Here is a 17,337-nt window from a genome sequence, read left to right as displayed (position 1 = left end):
AAAAGTGCCTTTCCTTCTACCGTACAAACGCTGATGCGGTGTCGCGGCAAAGGGGCAGTCTAAAGCTCTGCCGGAAAGAAGAGGGAATCATCCGCTAGTCAAAATCCAGACTTAACCAGCAAAAAACTCCCGACCGCATACTGCTTCCACAGTAAGGGACGAGAGTTGTCGTGGTACCACCCTAATTCACCGCATCCATTACAGATGCAGCCTCATTATCCTGCCGATCAAGACAGGAACACTGGTAACGGAGTGACCCGATTGTGCCTACTGTTAGTTTCGACACAATATCTCAGGAGCGCTAAAGACAGCTGTCCGCCACCGGCTTGCACCACCCGCCGGCTCTCTGAAGACCTTCAGTATCTTTGTTCCATCATCGCATTTGCTTGATTAATTTTTCATAATGTAACATGGCCGTGCTAGATGTGTCAATAGGATTTTACGCTCACATTATGGTATGATGCTTGTTGCCGGTTCAGTCGAAAAAGAACGGAAGCTGGGGCAGTGTCTCCTTGGCGTAATATTGCAGCCGCCACTTGGAGAACTCCTGCTCGGACAGCGCGCCGGTAGAAACCAGCAGCGTGATTGCGCCCTGCACATTCGTCAGGTTAAGCGACTCGGTGCTTCCCGTATTGACCAGGCTGTCTATTTTGGCCGTAACGTCCTGCGGGTCGTAATCCGCGAAGATTCCGCGATTCAGCAAAATCTGTGCGATGTTGGCGTTCTTGAGCAGAAGGGGCATCTTCTTCCACTCGGCAAACGAAATGACCTTCGGATTCCCGATATCGGAAGGAATCGAAGAGCTGCTTCCCGCGCCCCAGCTCAGCATGGCGGAGTAATAGTTATTCTGTCCCGTAAGGCCGTATTTCACCGCACCTTGAGCAAGCTCTCCGGTTCTCAGCTCTTTGGCGGTCGCGGCAGAGCCTGCGGAGGTCGCTTTGTCCGCGGCTTCGGAGAAGAGCCGAAGGCTCTTGAGAATGTTAAGCTGTCCCTGCTCCAGCAGCGGTGAATTGGCGAATAGCGCCGTTTCCGTCACCTGGGAGCTGGTCTCATCCGCAAGCTTGCGGAGGCTGCTCAGCGTCTGTGAGGGACTGGCCGAACCGGATGCCAGACGATCGACCTTATCGTTCCATTCCCGCTTGAATTCCCGATAAGGGGAAAATACGCTATGATAGAATGTGACAAGATCCGACTCCTGATACAAGGCGTTAGGATCATGGGCAACACTGTTCGGATTTTTTTGGGCGTATTGCGCTTCGGCTTTATCGGCTCCAATCTTCACGCCCAGAAAGAACACGGCGAACGCCGCGATCAGACAGAACAGAAATCCCATTGTGTACAGCATTGAAGTGCGTGAGGTACTGCGTTTCATAAAGCGTCGGCTCCTTTAACGGGCAATTTCGTGCAAACAGCTTGCGCAGGAATTATTCATCATAAAGAACAGGCAGGTAATTATGAAAAAATTCAAATTTGGCGACATCAAGGTCAAAAAGGCGACCCCTGATCAGCTGACCGACCGGCTGTTGCTCATCAATCTCTACCTGACGCAAGGCATTACTCTTATTATCGGATTGGTCTGGATATTATTTCAGAAAAGAAATCCGATTCAATTGTTAAAATTTCCTGACAATCTTCATTTTTTGGCCTGGGGCCTAGGTCTTGCGGTCATTATGCTAATTGTGGACTTTGTGTTAACCTATATTGTCCCCGATGAGGCGATGGACGATGGAGGCATTAATGATCGGCTGTTCCGGAACCGTCCCGTCTGGCATATCGCGCTGATCGCAATTCTGGTGGCGGTGTGCGAGGAATTGTTGTTTCGCGGAGCCATTCAATATGCAATCGGTCCTTATTGGACCAGCATCCTCTTCGCCGTTATCCATGTCCGTTATTTGAGGCATTGGATACCGACAGGCTGGGTGTTCGCCAGCAGCTATGGATTGGGGATGATTTATGTATGGTCCGGCACCCTTTGGGCGCCGATACTGTGTCATTTCGTCATCGACCTGCTATCAGGACTGGTGATCCGTTACAGGAGGGAGTCATGAGCGAGGAGCTGAGCCGGGTCAAATCCCGACAAAAGAAAAAAACACGGGAACGATCTTCCGGCGGGCGGAAGACCGCGGCGAACGTAAAGACGGAGCCGAAAAAAGAAAAGTCGGCGCCAGTTTTATCCCGCACACGCAAAAAAACATCCTCGGGGAAGCCTGCGCCTGCGGGTCGGCGAACTACAGCCGCCACTGCGCGGGGTGGTAGTCGCGCCGCACGGCCTAAGGCAGGCAGGGAGGAGGAGCAGACTGCACCTTCACGTTCAGCGACTTACAGGTCCGAACGGGTGCGGCTGGCCAAACTGTTCGTCAACACGCTGAACGTTCTGTTTTTCGTTCTGCTTGCTTTTTTATTGGTGTGGGGCATCAAGGGCGCGCCCCCGCTGCGAACGCTATGGTGACCGCCTGGCCTTATGTGGCGGCTGCAGGAGCGGGTATCGTAGCCGTTGCGTCGAGTATGGTCGTATCGGCATTCGGCCGACGGATCGTCGAGACCGACATCGTGTTGGACAACCTGCCCGCAGCGCTGGATGGCTTCCGCATTTTGCTGGTGACGGATATTCATAGAAGGCGTCTTCCGAAGAGTCTTCCGTCACGTCTTGGCAAGGGAGTCAATCTTGTGCTGCTGGGCGGCGACATGACGGAGAAGAATGCGCCGCTGCACAGGCTGGAATCGAATCTGGAGCTGCTAGCTCCCGTCGCACCAATCTTTGCCGTTCACGGCAACCATGATTACAAAGCCGAGATTGCCAAGGTGGATTCAATCATTCGTGGCCGGGGAATCCGGCTGCTGGTGGATGAGAACGTGCAGCTGGACTCGAATGGAGAGAAATTCTGGCTGACCGGAGTCGATTATCCGAGATCCGGCGGCAAGATCGACTATGCACCGCTTCCGGAGCTGCCTTCCGGCAGCGAAGGGGCCTTTCGGATCATTCTGGTCCATGATCCGATGTGGTTGATGACAAGAAGCACGGTTCCCGCGGATTTGGTGCTGGCTGGACATACGCATGGCGGGCAGGTCCTTGTTCCACTGATCGGCCGCAGACATGTCGAAACCTTCTATCATACGTATTCAGCCGGCATGTACGATTGGGCGAGGCGCGACGGGTCAGGAGGACTCGCCAAGGTATTCATCAGCCGCGGCTTCGGAACGGCCCATCTGCCGCTGCGCTTCCGGAGTCCCGCCGAAATCAATGTGCTGACGCTGCGCCGCCGTGTAGTGCTGTCATAACAGCTCACCGTTACATAAAAGTCCCTGCATACCGGAGTGCCGGCTTGCAGGGACTTCTTAATGTGCGCTTGTTCTCATTTCATCTCATTTTAAGCTCTATACTGCGAGGGTCGACGAAACCATAGCCTTTGCCCTCCAGGGTGGTCAACAGCTGGTCCAGCGCCTCCGTTGTCCAAGGGAGCTCGTGCATAAGAATATTGCTTCCGGAATGAAGCTGGTCCGTGACGTTTTTGATGATCTTGCCGGTCTTGCCGGCCTCCTTCTCGGACAGCGTCCAGTCAAGCGAACCGTTGGACCATGTCATGTAGAGCATGCCGTTCTCTGCCGCGACATTCTTGCCAACATCGCCGCCCGCTCCGTGGGGAGGTCTGAAGAATACCGGCGTTTCGCCGGTCACTTCCTTGACAATCTGCTGCACATCTTCAATCTGTTTCTTGACCTCTGCATAGGATTTGTCCTTCAGCACGATATGATCCCAGCTGTGGTTGCCGATAATGCCGCCCCGTTCCTGAATAAGCTTCAGCAGCTCGGGATGCTCCTTGACCCGGTAACCATTGACGAAAAATATCGCTTTGGCATGATGCTTATCCAGTGTGTCGAAGATGGAGTTGATCATCTTGGCTTCCTTCGGCCCGTCATCGAACGTCAGCAGCACGATTTTCTTATTCACGCTTTCATCGTTCGGCTTGATATCATAGTTTTTGTTCATATGATACTGAAGCTTCACAGCTTCACCGACTCCGCCGGAAGCCACGGGTTCGGATGATGCGGAAGCTGTGTCCACCGGCCCGGAAGCTGGCTGCCCGGATGCCGATGGCGAAGGGGATGCCGCCGTACCCTGTCCCGAAGCCGAGGTCGCCAATGCGGAGGCGATCGGTGACGGAGAGGGGAGCGCGCTTCCGTCCGGCGATGCCGCAGCAGCCGCTCCGGGAGCGCTTGACGCGACCCCGGAACTGCTGCCCGGATTAACTGCGGCGCTGTCTCCGCCGCTGCTGCAAGAGGCCAGCAGAAAGGCCGCCGCAAGCAGAACTGCTGTCTGTTTAACCACTTATTTCATCTCGCTTTCCTGTGTTTGGATTGAATGAGGCACACCCGTTCCGCAAACACTAGTCATGATTTTATCATACAAGGAGGTTAGAGATGTGAAGACTTCGTCATTTTTCCTCGGCGTGGTGTTCGGAGCCGCAGCGAGCGTCATGATGTCCCGTAAACGGAATATGTTTGTACCATTACTGAGCCAATCCGGCGCTGCGGACCGAGCCAAACACAAGATCATGAACATGGCGGCAACCAGCTTCGGAGGCGGGTCCGATGACCTTAATCATGCCAAAAAACCGGAAAGCGCAGCACCAGGCAAATCGGACCATACATCTCAGGCGCGTTCTAAAGACGCCGATCTCGGTATGCTGAAGGATTTGATCCGCAGCAATCCGGATGTGAAGCAAGATGTGGAGAAAATTCTCAGGGAAACCCATGCAACTGTACCGGGCTTGTAACCTTTAATCTGCGGGCAGAATCATTTTGGAGATTCCATGTCGCCAAAATGATTCTTTTTTTAAACCCGTCCCCACATATTTACGTGCATTTATCTCGTCAAAATGGTAACATACATACATATAATCGACTAAGAAACTATTTTTGGCTCATTACTTGGGACTCATCATACACTATTCTTAAGCTGAGCTTTCAAAAGGAGGATCCTGTCATGAGAATAGAACGTTTAAGTCAAGATAAGATACGGATTTTCCTCACTTTTGACGACCTGAGCGAACGGGGGATCCAGAAGGAAGACATGTGGCAGGAAGTCCCCAAGGTTCATGACCTCTTTACGGAAATGATGGACCAGGCATACACAGAACTCGGATTTGACGCCACCGGTCCTCTCGCCGTGGAAGTCTTCGCTCTGCCCGCGCAGGGTATGGTCGTCATTGTCACCCGAGGTAAATACGATCACCATTACGGCGCTTCCGGAGAAGAAGAACTGCCTGACGAAATATATGAGATGGAAGTCACGCTTGAACAAGCAGACTCCATCGTATACGCCTTCCGTGATTTTGAGGTTGTGATAGAAGCGGCTCATGTGCTTGTGAACAGCATCACATCTGCGGGCAAGCTCTATTCCTATAACGATAAGTACTACCTTTATTTCGATCCCAAGGAGTTTGAGGAACAGCCTTTGGCTTCGCTGGTAGCGGTATTGGCGGAATTCGGCGATTCGTCACCAGTGACGGAAGCTGTTCTGGACGAATATGGCAAGACTGTCATGGCAGAGAATGCTGTACAGCAGATTTGCACGTTCTTTAAGCGTCAGGAATAATGGAAGGAAAGACGGTGTAACGCCGTATTTCCGGATATTGGTAACGTGCCGGCCATGCCTGTCATTTGGGATATGGACCGGCCTCTTGCTTTATATTTATTGAAGGAGTGAGTGTTCGGTGCTTTGGTTATCGGTGGTTTCGTCGGCAGTGGCACCGGGACTTGCTCTGCTGGTCTACTTTTATTTGAAGGACAAGTACGACGCGGAGCCTCTTCATTTGGTGCTGAAGGTGTTCCTGCTCGGTCTCTTGATCGTTGTTCCGGTCATGATTATACAGAGAGGTCTGACCCTTGGGCTTCATCCGGGACCATATATAGAATCGTTTCTCGTATCGGCCGGGGTTGAAGAGTTCCTGAAGTGGTTCGTGCTCTATCATCTCATCTTCAACCATACCGAGTTTGACGAGCCTTATGACGGCATTCTGTACGCGGTGGCGATTTCGCTCGGATTCGCAACGATTGAGAACGTCATGTACGCCTGGTACAGCCATGCGTCGATCGGCTCGATGTTTCTCCGGGCGTTGCTGCCGGTATCGGGCCATGCCATGTTCGGCGTTGTGATGGGATATCATTTGGGCAGAGCGAAGTTCTCGAAGGGAAAGCGCAGAGGCATAATTTTGGCCGTATCGCTTCTTCTGCCCTGGATCTGGCACGGCATCTATGATTTCATTCTGAATACGATGGCGAGCTATTGGATCTGGTTTATCGTGCCTCTCATGGCTTTCCTCTGGTACGGGGGAATGATCAAGGTGGCCAAAGCCAACAGCCTGTCGCCTTTCCGGCTCTTGAAGCGGGAGGAAGAGGTTAATATGTAATGATGATGGACACACTGTAACCGGGAAGAATTTCCATTTGAAATTCACTCGGAAGCGGGGTGTCTTTTATTTGCGTGTCAAAGTAAGAATCATCTGCAGACGGTGCGGAGAAAGCTATGTTCTGCGAGGCATCAAGAATCATGGCGTCATCCAGACCGGGTTCAAGCAGTGTCTGTGCAGCTGCACCGAAGATTTTCTGATCGAAGAGCAGGCGTAGCAGGCGTCTGCTCTTTTATTGTGAAACCGTATCGGAATTTTGGCTTTCCCTGCGATTCCTGCTATGCATAAGACTTCCTTCCTTTAGTCACACTAAGGGCAACAAGCGATTTGGAAGGGAGTCCTTACGTCTATGTACAAAAGATTGAGTGCCGTTATGTTCCCCGTCACCGCCATTCTCCTGCTGGGCGCTCTTGTATGGGGGTACCAGGAGAACAAGGAGAAAAATTCGATTCTGATCAAGGCTGAGAACCAGTACCAGCGCTCCTTTCATGATCTGTCCTACCATATGGAAAAGCTGCATGGCGAGCTGGGCAATATGCTGGCTGTCGGTGCGGCTTCGGACGGGATGCATCGCAAGTGTATGACGAATGTATGGCGGATGACCAGCGAGGCTCAAAATGAAATCAACCAGCTTCCGCTTACGCTGCTTCCGTTCAGCAAGACCGAGGAGTTTCTGTCGAAAATCTCCAGATTCTCTTACAAAACCGCGATCCGCGATCTCAAAACCCAGCCGCTGACCGACGGGGAGATAAAGAACCTGAAGGCGCTGTATAAGAACTCAGGTGAAATCTCGAAGGATCTGCAGGGTGTCCGCAACAAAGTCATCACGAATCGTCTCCGCTGGATGGATGTGGAGAGTGCTCTGGCCTCGGAGAAAAAGGCGGAGGACAACACGATCATCGACGGTTTCAAGACCGTGGATAAACGTGTCAGCGCGTATCCCGAGCTCGACTTCGGTCCCTCGGTGGCAAGTGTGTACGACAAGCGTTCTGTCAAGAAGCTGAATGCGCCGCCCGTATCCGCCGAAGAGGTGGGCCGGAAGGCTCTTCAATTCGCGGATGCCGGAACAGGGGCCAAGGTTCAGGTTACCGAGAACGGTAAAGATACCGAATGGGCTTCCTATACAGCGAAAGTGACCGGTTCGAAGGAAACGGTAAGCATGGACTTTACAGTCCGAGGCGGACAGCTGATCTCCTATCATACCAGCCGTGAGGTCGGAGCGGCCCGGGTATCCATGGACCAGGCTGCCGGCAAGGCGGCAGAGTTTCTTGCACGCAAAGGCTATGCGAACATGACTCCTGTGAGCGCGGACCGTTACGACAACATGGGCAGCTTCACCTTTGTCTCCAAACAGGACGGCGTGCTGATCTATCCGGAGAAAATTACGGTTCGTTCGGGACTGGACAACGGTGAAGTGACAGGCTTCCAGGCCAGCGATTATGTCAATGAACACCAAACCGCCCGCAAGCTGAGCAAGCCGTCCTTGTCTCTCGCGCAGGCCCGGAAGAAGCTCAATTCCGAATTCAAAGAGCAGTACGAGCGACTGGCTCTGATCGAGAACGATGAAGGTAAGGAAGTTCTGACTTACGAATTCGGCGGTAAAATCAACGGCTCCCGCTACCGGATTTACCTCAACGCGGACAGCGGACTGGAAGAATCAATTGAAGAAATCCGCAGCACGGAGGCGGGACTAGAGCAGCAGTAAAGCATTAGTCTAGGATCAGCATCTGATCAAGCTAGAGACGGCAGTCACCGGCAACGGGGCACTGGCGTCTCTTTTAATGGAACAAAGGGATCAGTTTTTTTCTCACCCATGCATCCGCAAGCCATGGTATAATCTGCTATAGAATATTTGAATATGGCGGTGACAGGCTTGTATCCCAAAATCAACGATCATCTATACATACGGATTGCGTCCAGCGACGCATCCGAAGAGGAAATTGAATACCGGTCTCGAATCGCCGAGATGGAAGAGGAATCGTTCCTGATTGAAATTCCGTTGGGTGAGAATACCGGCAGGCTCAAGAAGCTGCATATCGGCGATGAGCTGTCGGTCTATTTCTTGACAGGAGAAGGCATCAAGAACTATTTTTATACCCATGTATTGGGCTTTAAGGATGATGTGATCCGCATGGTCCGCATCCGGAAGCCAGACGAGGACTCCATCGTCAAGGTCCAAAGACGCAGCTTTCTGCGCGTCAGCGGAGAACTGGAACTTGCGTGCAAGACACAGGGAGGCGAGCGCTTCCTGGTCCGGACCGAAGATGTGAGCGGAGGCGGTCTGTCGTTCTGGACGGACGGCAAGATTAAGCTGAATGTGGGAGAACAGCTTCAATGCTGGCTGCTCATTCCTTACCGGAGCGGCGCGGGCGAGCATGCGGGTTTCGGAGCCGAGATCGTTCGCATGAAGGAGCTTGAGAACGGCCGGAATTTGGCCATGGTGAAGTTCACCAACATTTCAGACGGCGAGCGGCAGAAAATTATCCGCTACTGCTTCGAGCGGCAGTTCGATTTTCGGAACAGATAGGCATTTCCCCGGAGTTTATCGCGATTTTTCGGCAAATTCCCCCATGTTTATTCGAAATATGCGCTAATTTACCCGTTTCTGGACGGTTATTAAAATCTATGCCATTTTGCACTGCCGTACAAACTGTGGTATAATTTTATAAGTCGCAGGCAATGCCTGCTTTTTTCTTGAAGGTATCGATTAATTGAAATTGCCGGTACACTCAGGAAAAAAACAGCGGCCAAGCGCGTTCTTGGCTTTACTTTGAGGAGGAATGCCCCTTTGGCTAGGCAGGGGACACATACTTTGGACAGAATTAATGTCGCCATCGACGGACCTGCCGGGGCAGGCAAGAGCACAGTAGCCCGAATGGTTGCACAGGAGCTTTCCTACATTTATGTCGACACGGGAGCCATGTACCGGGCGGTTACGTGGTATATGCTCCGCGAAGGCATTAAGCCGGAAGATCACGATAACGTGCTTCAAACCGTACGTAATATGGTGATTGAATTAATACCCGGCAAGGATACGCAGAGCGTGATGATCAACGGGGAAGACGCAACTCCTCATATCCGCACCCTCCAGGTCAGCGGCATGGTATCGCAATACGCTAAAGTGGAGTGCATCCGCACGAGACTAAGCCAATTGCAGCGCGAGATGGCGCTTGCCAAAGGCGTTGTAATGGACGGCCGCGACATCGGCACGACCGTTCTGCCTGATGCCGAAGTGAAGATTTTCATGACGGCCACTGTGGAGGAACGGGCTCTCCGCCGCTACAAAGAGCTGAAGGACAAGGAACAGGTGAGTCTTAAGCAGCTTGAGAACGATATCGCCCAGCGCGATTTTCTCGATCAGAATCGGGAAATATCGCCTCTGCGGCGCGCCGAGGACAGCGTTTTGCTGGATACGACGTCCATGGATATACTTCAGGTTGTGGAGACCATTGTGTCCCACTGCAGATCTTATGCCCGCGGGGAGAGAAATCATTTATGATTTATGTCATTTGCCGAGGATTGCTTCGCTTGATCTATGCCATTTTGTTTCCGCTTAAGCTTATCGGAAGGGAGAACGTTCCCGACGAAGGCGGGGTGCTGTTGTGTGGCAACCATACAAGCAACCTGGACCCGATGACGATGGGCATTATGCTGAAGCGCAAAGTCAACTATATGGCCAAGGCGGAGCTGTTTAACGTTCCCGTTCTGGGCTGGTTGATCCGGCAGCTTGGCGCTTTCCCGGTCAAACGCGGCGGCGTGAGCAAGGAATCCATTAAAACGGCGCTCAAACTGCTCCGTGGAGGGCAGGTAATGGGCATATTCCCGGAAGGGACGAGAAACAGCGACAGCGGCATTGCCAAGAAGGGCGCGGCTACCTTTGCGCTCCGCAGCGGTGCGGCGGTTGTCCCGGCTGCGATAATTGGCAGTTACAAGCCTTTTCGCCGGATGACCGTGGTGTATGGCGCTCCAATCGATCTGAGCGGGTTTGACGGAGGCAGTGATTCGGCGGAAGCGGTAACCGACCTCATTATGGCCCGTATTCGCGAAATGCTTCAAACCGGCAAGCCCAGCGGCAAATAGCAGGGACTTCGGTATGAAGGATAGGCTGAAGCTGGAAGACGGCATAGCCGTCATTTTTTGGAACATAATAGGTAAGTATGCAATCAAAGCGGGTCCTGTCTTCATGAAGTGCGTTTTGAACCCTGCTAAAGGCGCGGGTTTAAATAAATGGGGTTTTGAATCGAGGAGGGTAATCACATGTCTGAAGAAATAAGAAATCAGGAAGCTGCGGAATCCGCAGAAGCAACGGTAGATGCCGCTGCTGAGAACCAAGAGGAAATGGCCACCCAGGACGAACTGGAGCAAATCATTTCCATCAAAAAAGGCGACACCGTGAAAGGAACGATCGTCAAAATCGAAGATAACCAAGCTTATGTAAGCATTGGATATAAATATGACGGCGTTATTCCGATTCGCGAACTGTCTTCCGTCCAACTCGACAATGCCGCAGCAGCTGTCGAAGTAGGTCAAGAAGTGGAATGCAAGGTTGTCAGCATCAACGACAACAAGGAAAGCCTCATTCTGTCCAAACGTGCAGTGGACAGCGAGAAATCCTGGGATGATCTTGAGAAATACTATAACTCCCAAGAAGCGTTCGAAGTTACCGTTGCCGACGTTGTCAAAGGCGGTCTGGTAGCTGACGTTGGCGCCCGCGGATTTATCCCGGCTTCCATGGTCGAACGTCACTTCGTTGAAGATTTCAGCGATTACAAGGGACGTACGCTTCGCGTTAAAGTGAAGGAACTGGACCGTGAGAACGGTAAAGTGATTCTGTCCGCGAAAGAAGTTCTGGAAGAGGAATTCGAAGCCAACAAGCAGAGAATTATGTCCGAACTCTCCGAAGGACAAATCATCGAAGGTACTGTACAGCGTCTGACCCAATTCGGCGCATTCGTCGATGTAGGCGGAGTAGACGGACTGGTTCATGTATCCGAAATCGCCTGGACGCATGTAGATAAGCCTTCCGACGTGATCTCCGAAGGAGACAAAGTGCGCGTGAAGGTGCTGAAGGTTGATCCGGAGAAAGGCAAAATCAGCCTGAGCATCAAAGCAGCCGCACCTGGTCCTTGGGACACCGCTTCCGACAAAATCCATATCGGCGACATCGTGACCGGCGAAGTGAAGCGCCTTGTTAACTTCGGCGCATTCGTCGAGCTGCTGCCGGGCGTAGAAGGCCTTGTGCATATCTCGCAAATTTCCCACAAGCACATCGGCACTCCGCATGAAGTACTTAAAGAAGGACAGGAAGTTCAGGTTAAGGTTCTCGATTTCAATCCGTCCGAGAAACGCGTCAGCTTGAGCATCAAGGAAACGGAAGAAGCTCCTGCACAGGCTCCAAAGCCTGAGCGCAGCAGAGAACGTGCGCCTAAGGAAGTGCTCGACAATCCTAACGTTTCGCTTAGCAATCAAGGTCTCAGCTTCACGCTGGCTGAGCGCTTTGGCGACAAGCTGGACAAATTCAAGGAAAAATAAAAGCCTGATATGATCATCGGCTTATGATGGGCCGCATAACGGGTATACTGAACGGCGAACCCTTAATCACAGGGTTCGCCGTTTTCATGTTAGGATGTTAGCCAAAGGTAAGCTTTTTTGCTATGATGGGAAACGTAAGGCAGACAGGAGGAATGTACCATGGCAAGACCCGTTGTGGCCATTGTAGGAAGGCCAAATGTGGGGAAATCGACCATTTTTAACCGGCTGATCGGCGATCGGCTGGCTATTGTAGAAGATAAGCCTGGCATTACGCGCGATCGGATATACGGCGTGTCGGAATGGAACGGAAAAGCTTTTAGTGTTATTGATACGGGCGGTATCGAGATTGACGGAGAGGATACAATTCTGAGATCAATCCGGGTGCAAGCCGAGCTTGCGATCGAGGAAGCCGATCTCATCGTGTTCATGTGTGAAGCGAAGAGCGGGCTGACGAATGCGGACGAAGAGGTTGCGCAGATTTTGTTCCGTTCGGGCAAGCCTGTCGTTCTCGCTATCAATAAAGTGGATAATATGCAACGCGCAGAGGATATTTACGAGTTCTACAGCCTTGGCTTTGGCGATCCGATCGGCATTTCGGGCAGCCATGGAACCGGAATCGGCGACCTGCTGGATGAGGTGACGGCGCGCCTTCCTGAGCTTGAGGATGATGTATATGACGACGATGTTATCCGCGTTGCGCTGATCGGACGGCCGAATGTCGGCAAATCCTCGCTGGTTAACGCGATTCTCGGTGAAGATCGCGTTATTGTCAGCGACATCGCGGGGACTACGCGGGATGCAATCGATACACCGTTCGAACGGGATGGGCAGAAGTATGTTCTGATTGACACGGCCGGCATGCGCAAGCGCGGCAAAGTATATGAGTCAACAGAGAAGTACAGCGTGATGCGGGCGATGCGGGCAATCGAACGCGCTGACGTCGTGCTGGTTGTCATCAATGGCGAGGAAGGCATTATCGACCAGGATAAACATATTGCCGGATATGCCCATGACGCCGGGAAAGCCTCTCTCTTCGTCGTCAACAAATGGGATGCGATTGAAAAGGACGACAAGACGATGCACCAGTTCGAAACGAAGATCCGCGATCATTTCCTGTTCATGACCTATGCGCCGATCGTCTTTCTGTCAGCGCTGACGAAGCAGCGGCTGCACAAGCTCCTTCCCGTGGTGCAGCATGCCGCCCAGCAGCATTCGCTGCGCATCGCGACTCATCTGCTAAACGATGTCGTCTCGGATGCTGTGGCAATCAACCCGCCGCCGACCGACAAGGGCCGGCGCCTGCGCATCAACTACGTGACCCAGGTGGCTGTCAAACCGCCGACGATCGTGGTGTTCGTCAACGATCCTTCGCTAATGCATTTCTCCTATGAACGCTACCTGGAGAATAAAATCCGCGGAGCGTTTAATTTTGAGGGTACGCCGATCCGTATCTTTACACGGCGCAAATCCGACGAGGAATAGGGGAGAGAATTGTGGTGTTTGAATGGATAACCATCGTAGTTAGCTATCTGCTCGGATCCATCAGCTTCAGTGTTCTGCTGGCCAAGCTGCTTAAGGGAATCGACATTCGCCAGTACGGCAGCGGCAATGCCGGGGCGACCAACACGCTGCGGGTCCTTGGCAAGGGACCTGCCATTCTCGTTCTGGCTCTTGACGTCGCCAAAGGCATCGCTGCCGTATGGCTCGGCGTCTGGAGCGGCGGCTGGGGCAGCTGGGTTGCCGCTGTCTGCGGCGTTGCTGCAATTGTCGGGCATAACTGGCCCGTCTACTTCCACTTCAGAGGCGGCAAGGGCATTGCCACCACAATCGGTGTCATGGCGACGCTGTGCTTCTTTCCCGCACTGTACGCCGGAATTATCGCGATTCTATCGATCTTCATCACTCGTTACGTATCGCTGGGTTCCCTGATTTTCGTGGCTCTAACGCCGCTTTTTCTGCTCCTGACCGGGTTTACCTATCCGGTGCTCTGGACGAGTTTGATTATTGCCGTATTCGCTTTCTGGCGTCACCGGAGCAATATCGTCAAAATCGCGCAGCGACGTGAGAACAAGATCGGTACGAAAGCCAAAGGGGGGAAACGCGTTGTCTGACAAAGTAGCCCTGCTGGTTGCGGGCAGTTGGGGAACGGCTCTTGCCACTGTCCTGGCGGCTAATCATCCACAGGTCCATATGTGGACGCGCAATCCCGGCCAAGCTGAAGAAATCAACCTCAAGCATACAAATGATCATTATCTTCCCGGCATTGTTCTTCCGGACAATATTGTGGCTACAACCTCGATGGAGGAAGCGGTAACCGGCGCCAAAGCCGTTGTGATCGTCGCTCCGTCGTCGGGGATGCGTGAGGTAAGCCGCAGCCTGAAAGCGTACTGGAAGGAAGACATGCTGTGCGTGCATGCGACCAAGGGCTTCGAGACTGAGACGATGAAGCGGATGTCGACCGTAATCGCGGAGGAGCTTGGCTGTGATGAAGGACGAATCGTCGTCCTCTCAGGTCCAAGCCATGCGGAGGAAGTCGTCCGCCACTGTCCGACAACCGTTGTAGTCGCTTCGCAGAGCGAGAAGGAAGCCGTAAGAGCCCAGGATTTGTTCATGAACAATGATTTCCGGGTCTATACGAACCGGGATCTCGTTGGCGTGGAGCTGGCCGGAGCCTTGAAAAATATTATCGCCCTTGGAGCGGGAATGTCTGACGGCCTCGGTTATGGAGACAACGCCAAAGCGGCGCTGATCACGCGCGGCATCGCCGAGATTTCCCGGATTGGCCAGGAACTGGGGGCTAATCCCATGACCTTTGCCGGTCTGGCCGGTATCGGAGACCTGGTGGTAACGGCGACGAGCCAGCACAGCCGCAACTGGCGGGCGGGCTCAATGCTCGGTCAAGGCTGTCCTCTGCAAGAGGTGCTCGACTCCATGGGAATGGTTGTCGAAGGGATTCGCACGACTCAAGCGGCCTATTCCATTGCGACCAAGCTTGGCGTGCAGATGCCGATTACGGATCAGATCTACCATGTGCTGTTTCAGGGACGCAGCCCCCGGGACGCCGTAGAGGCTCTGATGGGACGCGATCCCAAAGCGGAACTGGAGAAGATCACCCAGGAAACCTGGGAGCAGTGGCATACTTGATAGCAGGGCATCCAGCCACAACAGGATCTAGGCGGTGACAGTTACCTGTAGTCCGCCCATCACCTTTTGCGGAATATCCTCATATGCTGTATCGGGGATTGACGGAGGAGGGATGAGAAATGAGCCGAAATTTTTCCAAGGATGCCTTGAACGCCATCAATAAGAAGACGGGCAAAAACATCACGGAAGGTGCTGTCAAGAAGCTGGCAAGCACGGTCAAGCCGGGAACGCTGCAGAGTGATGCCCAGCTCCGCCAATTGATCAAGCAGGTCTCCGCCATGGCCAAGGTGCCGGTCAGCGAGGACACGGTCAAGGAAATCATTCAAGCGGTGAAGAAGACCGGATCAAATCCAAGCGGTATTGAAGGCCTGATGAAATTAATGATCAAAAAATAGCTGTCGCCTTTGTAAAAAAGAGCAGGAGTGTCTATACCGGCACTGATGCTCTTTTTTTTGAACTTATGTTATAATATGGACAACATTCCAGCGGGTAGAAAGGACTCAGACAGCCAGAATCCGATGTACAGAGATCGGCTGTCTCCGGAAGAAGTTATATTTGGGCATAGTCGTATTGCTGACTATCTTCGCCCGTATCCGGACCAAGAGTCTAGTGAGCGCCAATAGGTCCTTTCCTGCCTTCGCAATTATGCTTCAAGGTCAGCCGGAAGGCGCAGCTTTGATTTCGTAAGCCATTCCATTCCGGTTTGCCTTGAGTGATTTCTGATGTGGAGTCGACTTGGATTTCGTACAGGAATGGAGGCGTATGATTTTGTTGGAGGCTTTAGGAATCTCTGCCGAGCTGCTCCTCGCTCTGGAGGAGACGGTCTCGGCCCTGTCTGCCGACGGAAGGCAAGAAGGACCGACATGGCTGCTGGGAGGAAGCTGTGGCCTGCTGCTGCAGGATGTACCGCTGAAGGCCGCGCCGCATGATATCGATTTGTACACAGAGATTGCGGAGGCGGACAAGCTGCATGAAGCTCTGCATCCATATGCTGCGGGCGAATTGTCCGAGGACTACAGCCGAGGCTGTTATTCTCTGATGGGGCATTATGTGATTGATAGCTATCCGCTGGAGCTTATCTGCGGGTTCAAGGTATGCTGCGGACAATCGGTCTACCGGGTGGAAACGGGACTGCTGCGAGCTTATGCGGCTGCCGGGAAGTATCCGGGAACGGGAGGCATCCTCCTGATGCCGCTGGCCCATGAACTGATCTTCAATGTGCTGCGGGGACGAAGTGACCGGTACGAGGCTATTGCAGCGGTTATGAAAAGAAATCTTCCGGCGCATTTACCGCTGGTAGAGCTTCTGATCGGGCGAAATGAGCTGGAGGCCGCTCACGCCTGGACAATTCGGGAACTTCTCGGCATCTCTGCACAATGCTCATAGTGAGACTAACAACAAGAGTAAGGAGGTCCAAGGGAACATTGAAACCGCAACATGTCTCTCCCATAACGTTTCTGCCCTCGGGAAAAAGCGCAAATGTGCCAAACGGTGTTACGATTCTGGACGCCGCGCGGCGGGCGGGCATACATATCGCAACACGCTGCGGAGGCAAAGCCGGCTGTTTGATGTGCAAGGTTCATATAGAAGACGGGTCGGCGTCTTCTCTTAGCCCTCCAGGAGAGGCCGAACGGCGGAAGCTGGGCGGACTGCTGGATGACGGAATCCGTCTTGCCTGCCAGGCCAAACTTGCAGGAGAAGCGGTCGTGAGCGTTCCGGAAGACCCGCTCAAGGCCGCCATCCGCAAGAGGCTGGAGGAGGCCAAGAAGGGCGAAGAGGACCGCTTATGGTGACTCCTCACGCCGGAGGCAGAGTGTAAGGCGGTATTTTTTTTGAATAGATCCACAGCGCTTGTCCCGGTTGGGGCAGGCGCTTTTATTAATTGAGAGAGTAAAGACAAGGGAAAAGTTCTAATAGAGAATCGGCCCGCATACAGATGATGAGAAAGCTTCCGGATGCCGGCAAAGGTCTGCCGCGCCAGCATGCATCACGAAGAAACCGCAACGAAATTGCGCGGACGGCAGGTCATAAATCCTCAGCGGGTACATATGATGATACTAGTCCAAATGCATGTCCGAGCGTTCGGCTCAGCCGGGGCTGGAAGCGGGCCTTGCGGACCCGGGCGGTCAAGCTTCCGCCGAAGGCCATACGCCGGTCTACAGAACACGAGGCCATGCAGGCGATGAATACCGGCGGCAAGCGCGAAGCCGATGCTCTTCAGGCATTTTTCTTCGGAAGTATATGAGGAGGG

21 protein-coding genes and 1 other annotated feature are annotated in these 17,337 nt (G+C 53.1%); of the genes, 19 read left to right on the top strand and 2 right to left on the bottom strand.

All coding sequences use genetic code 11. The features are described from left to right. Positions 1 to 151 precede the first annotated feature (151 nt). Positions 152 to 386, bottom strand: a binding site (T-box leader). 89 nt (positions 387 to 475) lie between these two features. Further along, the gene (locus PSTEL_RS16945) at positions 476 to 1,372 is read right to left on the bottom strand and encodes a hypothetical protein (RefSeq protein WP_038697097.1); all 897 of its coding nucleotides are present in this window, start codon (positions 1,370 to 1,372) and stop codon (positions 476 to 478) included. Positions 1,373 to 1,454: 82 nt separating this feature from the next. Between PSTEL_RS16945 and PSTEL_RS16940 the strand changes: the two genes are divergently transcribed. The 3 genes from PSTEL_RS16940 to PSTEL_RS16930 are packed head-to-tail and all read left to right on the top strand — an operon-like array spanning position 1,455 to position 3,279. Then, on the top strand, positions 1,455 to 2,048 hold the full coding sequence (locus tag PSTEL_RS16940; RefSeq protein WP_038697095.1) for a CPBP family intramembrane glutamic endopeptidase: 594 nt from the start codon (positions 1,455 to 1,457) through the stop codon (positions 2,046 to 2,048). Further along, a complete protein-coding gene (locus tag PSTEL_RS16935) occupies positions 2,045 to 2,449 on the top strand; it encodes a hypothetical protein (protein ID WP_038697093.1) in 405 nt (134 codons plus the stop codon). Before PSTEL_RS16940 ends, PSTEL_RS16935 begins: the two co-directional genes overlap by 4 nt. Then, on the top strand, positions 2,407 to 3,279 hold the full coding sequence (locus tag PSTEL_RS16930; protein ID WP_169744593.1) for a metallophosphoesterase: 873 nt from the start codon (positions 2,407 to 2,409) through the stop codon (positions 3,277 to 3,279). The genes PSTEL_RS16935 and PSTEL_RS16930 overlap by 43 nt, the downstream gene beginning before the upstream one ends. 79 nt (positions 3,280 to 3,358) lie before the next feature. Here the strand turns inward: PSTEL_RS16930 and PSTEL_RS16925 are convergent, their stop codons facing one another. Then, entirely contained in the window at positions 3,359 to 4,327 is a 969-nt protein-coding gene (locus PSTEL_RS16925) for a polysaccharide deacetylase family protein (RefSeq protein WP_038697089.1), read from the bottom strand. 94 nt (positions 4,328 to 4,421) lie between these two features. On the opposite strand from PSTEL_RS16925, the gene PSTEL_RS16920 reads away from it, so the two are divergent. The 16 genes from PSTEL_RS16920 (at position 4,422) to PSTEL_RS16840 (ending at position 17,331) form a co-directional block, all read left to right on the top strand. Continuing rightward, positions 4,422 to 4,775, top strand: a complete 354-nt coding sequence (locus tag PSTEL_RS16920; protein ID WP_038697087.1) for a hypothetical protein — start codon at positions 4,422 to 4,424, stop codon at positions 4,773 to 4,775. A 209-nt stretch (positions 4,776 to 4,984) separates the two neighbouring features. After that, positions 4,985 to 5,596, top strand: a complete 612-nt coding sequence (locus PSTEL_RS16915; RefSeq protein WP_038697085.1) for a genetic competence negative regulator — start codon at positions 4,985 to 4,987, stop codon at positions 5,594 to 5,596. A 118-nt stretch (positions 5,597 to 5,714) separates the two neighbouring features. Then, positions 5,715 to 6,410 carry a glutamic-type intramembrane protease PrsW gene (gene prsW, locus PSTEL_RS16910; RefSeq protein ID WP_038697083.1) on the top strand — a complete coding sequence of 232 codons (696 nt, stop codon included), beginning with the start codon at positions 5,715 to 5,717 and terminating at the stop codon, positions 6,408 to 6,410. A gap of 37 nt (positions 6,411 to 6,447) precedes the next feature. Continuing rightward, complete coding sequence (locus PSTEL_RS27995) at positions 6,448 to 6,627, top strand: hypothetical protein (RefSeq protein WP_038697081.1); 180 nt, start codon at positions 6,448 to 6,450, stop codon at positions 6,625 to 6,627. Between the two features lie 132 nt (positions 6,628 to 6,759). Continuing rightward, positions 6,760 to 8,115: a germination protein YpeB gene (gene ypeB / locus PSTEL_RS16900; protein ID WP_038697079.1), complete on the top strand. Its 1,356-nt coding sequence runs from the start codon at positions 6,760 to 6,762 to the stop codon at positions 8,113 to 8,115. A 168-nt stretch (positions 8,116 to 8,283) separates the two neighbouring features. Further along, a complete protein-coding gene (locus tag PSTEL_RS16895; protein ID WP_179944935.1) occupies positions 8,284 to 8,937 on the top strand; it encodes a flagellar brake protein in 654 nt (217 codons plus the stop codon). A 261-nt stretch (positions 8,938 to 9,198) separates the two neighbouring features. Then, positions 9,199 to 9,909, top strand: coding sequence for a (d)CMP kinase (gene cmk, locus PSTEL_RS16890; protein ID WP_038697077.1), 711 nt, complete (start codon positions 9,199 to 9,201; stop codon positions 9,907 to 9,909). Further along, positions 9,906 to 10,490, top strand: coding sequence for a lysophospholipid acyltransferase family protein (locus PSTEL_RS16885; RefSeq protein WP_038697075.1), 585 nt, complete (start codon positions 9,906 to 9,908; stop codon positions 10,488 to 10,490). Before cmk ends, PSTEL_RS16885 begins: the two co-directional genes overlap by 4 nt. A 177-nt stretch (positions 10,491 to 10,667) precedes the next feature. Continuing rightward, positions 10,668 to 11,942 carry a 30S ribosomal protein S1 gene (rpsA, locus tag PSTEL_RS16875; protein WP_038697071.1) on the top strand — a complete coding sequence of 425 codons (1,275 nt, stop codon included), beginning with the start codon at positions 10,668 to 10,670 and terminating at the stop codon, positions 11,940 to 11,942. Positions 11,943 to 12,101: 159 nt separating this feature from the next. After that, complete coding sequence (der, locus tag PSTEL_RS16870) at positions 12,102 to 13,424, top strand: ribosome biogenesis GTPase Der (protein ID WP_038697069.1); 1,323 nt, start codon at positions 12,102 to 12,104, stop codon at positions 13,422 to 13,424. A gap of 11 nt (positions 13,425 to 13,435) precedes the next feature. After that, a complete protein-coding gene (gene plsY, locus PSTEL_RS16865) occupies positions 13,436 to 14,053 on the top strand; it encodes a glycerol-3-phosphate 1-O-acyltransferase PlsY (protein WP_038697067.1) in 618 nt (205 codons plus the stop codon). Next, complete coding sequence (locus tag PSTEL_RS16860) at positions 14,046 to 15,086, top strand: NAD(P)H-dependent glycerol-3-phosphate dehydrogenase (RefSeq protein WP_038697066.1); 1,041 nt, start codon at positions 14,046 to 14,048, stop codon at positions 15,084 to 15,086. Before plsY ends, PSTEL_RS16860 begins: the two co-directional genes overlap by 8 nt. 119 nt (positions 15,087 to 15,205) lie before the next feature. Further along, positions 15,206 to 15,481: a stage VI sporulation protein F gene (locus PSTEL_RS16855; protein ID WP_038697064.1), complete on the top strand. Its 276-nt coding sequence runs from the start codon at positions 15,206 to 15,208 to the stop codon at positions 15,479 to 15,481. A 373-nt stretch (positions 15,482 to 15,854) separates the two neighbouring features. Continuing rightward, positions 15,855 to 16,472 carry a hypothetical protein gene (locus tag PSTEL_RS16850; protein WP_052098590.1) on the top strand — a complete coding sequence of 206 codons (618 nt, stop codon included), beginning with the start codon at positions 15,855 to 15,857 and terminating at the stop codon, positions 16,470 to 16,472. Positions 16,473 to 16,510: 38 nt separating this feature from the next. Further along, positions 16,511 to 16,879 (top strand): 2Fe-2S iron-sulfur cluster-binding protein, encoded by a 369-nt coding sequence (locus tag PSTEL_RS16845; RefSeq protein WP_038697062.1) that lies wholly within the window; start codon positions 16,511 to 16,513, stop codon positions 16,877 to 16,879. 143 nt (positions 16,880 to 17,022) lie between these two features. Further along, positions 17,023 to 17,331 (top strand): hypothetical protein, encoded by a 309-nt coding sequence (locus PSTEL_RS16840; RefSeq protein ID WP_156995891.1) that lies wholly within the window; start codon positions 17,023 to 17,025, stop codon positions 17,329 to 17,331. The last annotated feature ends 6 nt before the right edge of the window (positions 17,332 to 17,337 follow it).

Origin of the sequence: Paenibacillus stellifer (assembly GCF_000758685.1) — a bacterium.
In the GTDB taxonomy this organism is placed as follows: Bacteria; Bacillota; Bacilli; order Paenibacillales; family Paenibacillaceae; genus Paenibacillus_AQ; species Paenibacillus_AQ stellifer.
This window is presented reverse-complemented; position numbering and strand designations above follow the sequence as displayed.

What these genes read in the sequence shown, in the direction of transcription:
- PSTEL_RS16885 (WP_038697075.1), top strand. Translation starts at nt 9,906, where the DNA reads ATGATTTATGTCATTTGCCGAGGATTGCTTCGCTTGATCTATGCCATT.
- PSTEL_RS16915 (WP_038697085.1), top strand. Translation starts at nt 4,985, where the DNA reads ATGAGAATAGAACGTTTAAGTCAAGATAAGATACGGATTTTCCTCACT.
- ypeB (WP_038697079.1), top strand. Translation starts at nt 6,760, where the DNA reads ATGTACAAAAGATTGAGTGCCGTTATGTTCCCCGTCACCGCCATTCTC.
- PSTEL_RS16840 (WP_156995891.1), top strand. Translation starts at nt 17,023, where the DNA reads ATGATGAGAAAGCTTCCGGATGCCGGCAAAGGTCTGCCGCGCCAGCAT.
- PSTEL_RS16945 (WP_038697097.1), bottom strand. Translation starts at nt 1,372, where the DNA reads ATGAAACGCAGTACCTCACGCACTTCAATGCTGTACACAATGGGATTT.
- PSTEL_RS16855 (WP_038697064.1), top strand. Translation starts at nt 15,206, where the DNA reads ATGAGCCGAAATTTTTCCAAGGATGCCTTGAACGCCATCAATAAGAAG.
- PSTEL_RS16940 (WP_038697095.1), top strand. Translation starts at nt 1,455, where the DNA reads ATGAAAAAATTCAAATTTGGCGACATCAAGGTCAAAAAGGCGACCCCT.
- rpsA (WP_038697071.1), top strand. Translation starts at nt 10,668, where the DNA reads ATGTCTGAAGAAATAAGAAATCAGGAAGCTGCGGAATCCGCAGAAGCA.
- PSTEL_RS16935 (WP_038697093.1), top strand. Translation starts at nt 2,045, where the DNA reads ATGAGCGAGGAGCTGAGCCGGGTCAAATCCCGACAAAAGAAAAAAACA.
- der (WP_038697069.1), top strand. Translation starts at nt 12,102, where the DNA reads ATGGCAAGACCCGTTGTGGCCATTGTAGGAAGGCCAAATGTGGGGAAA.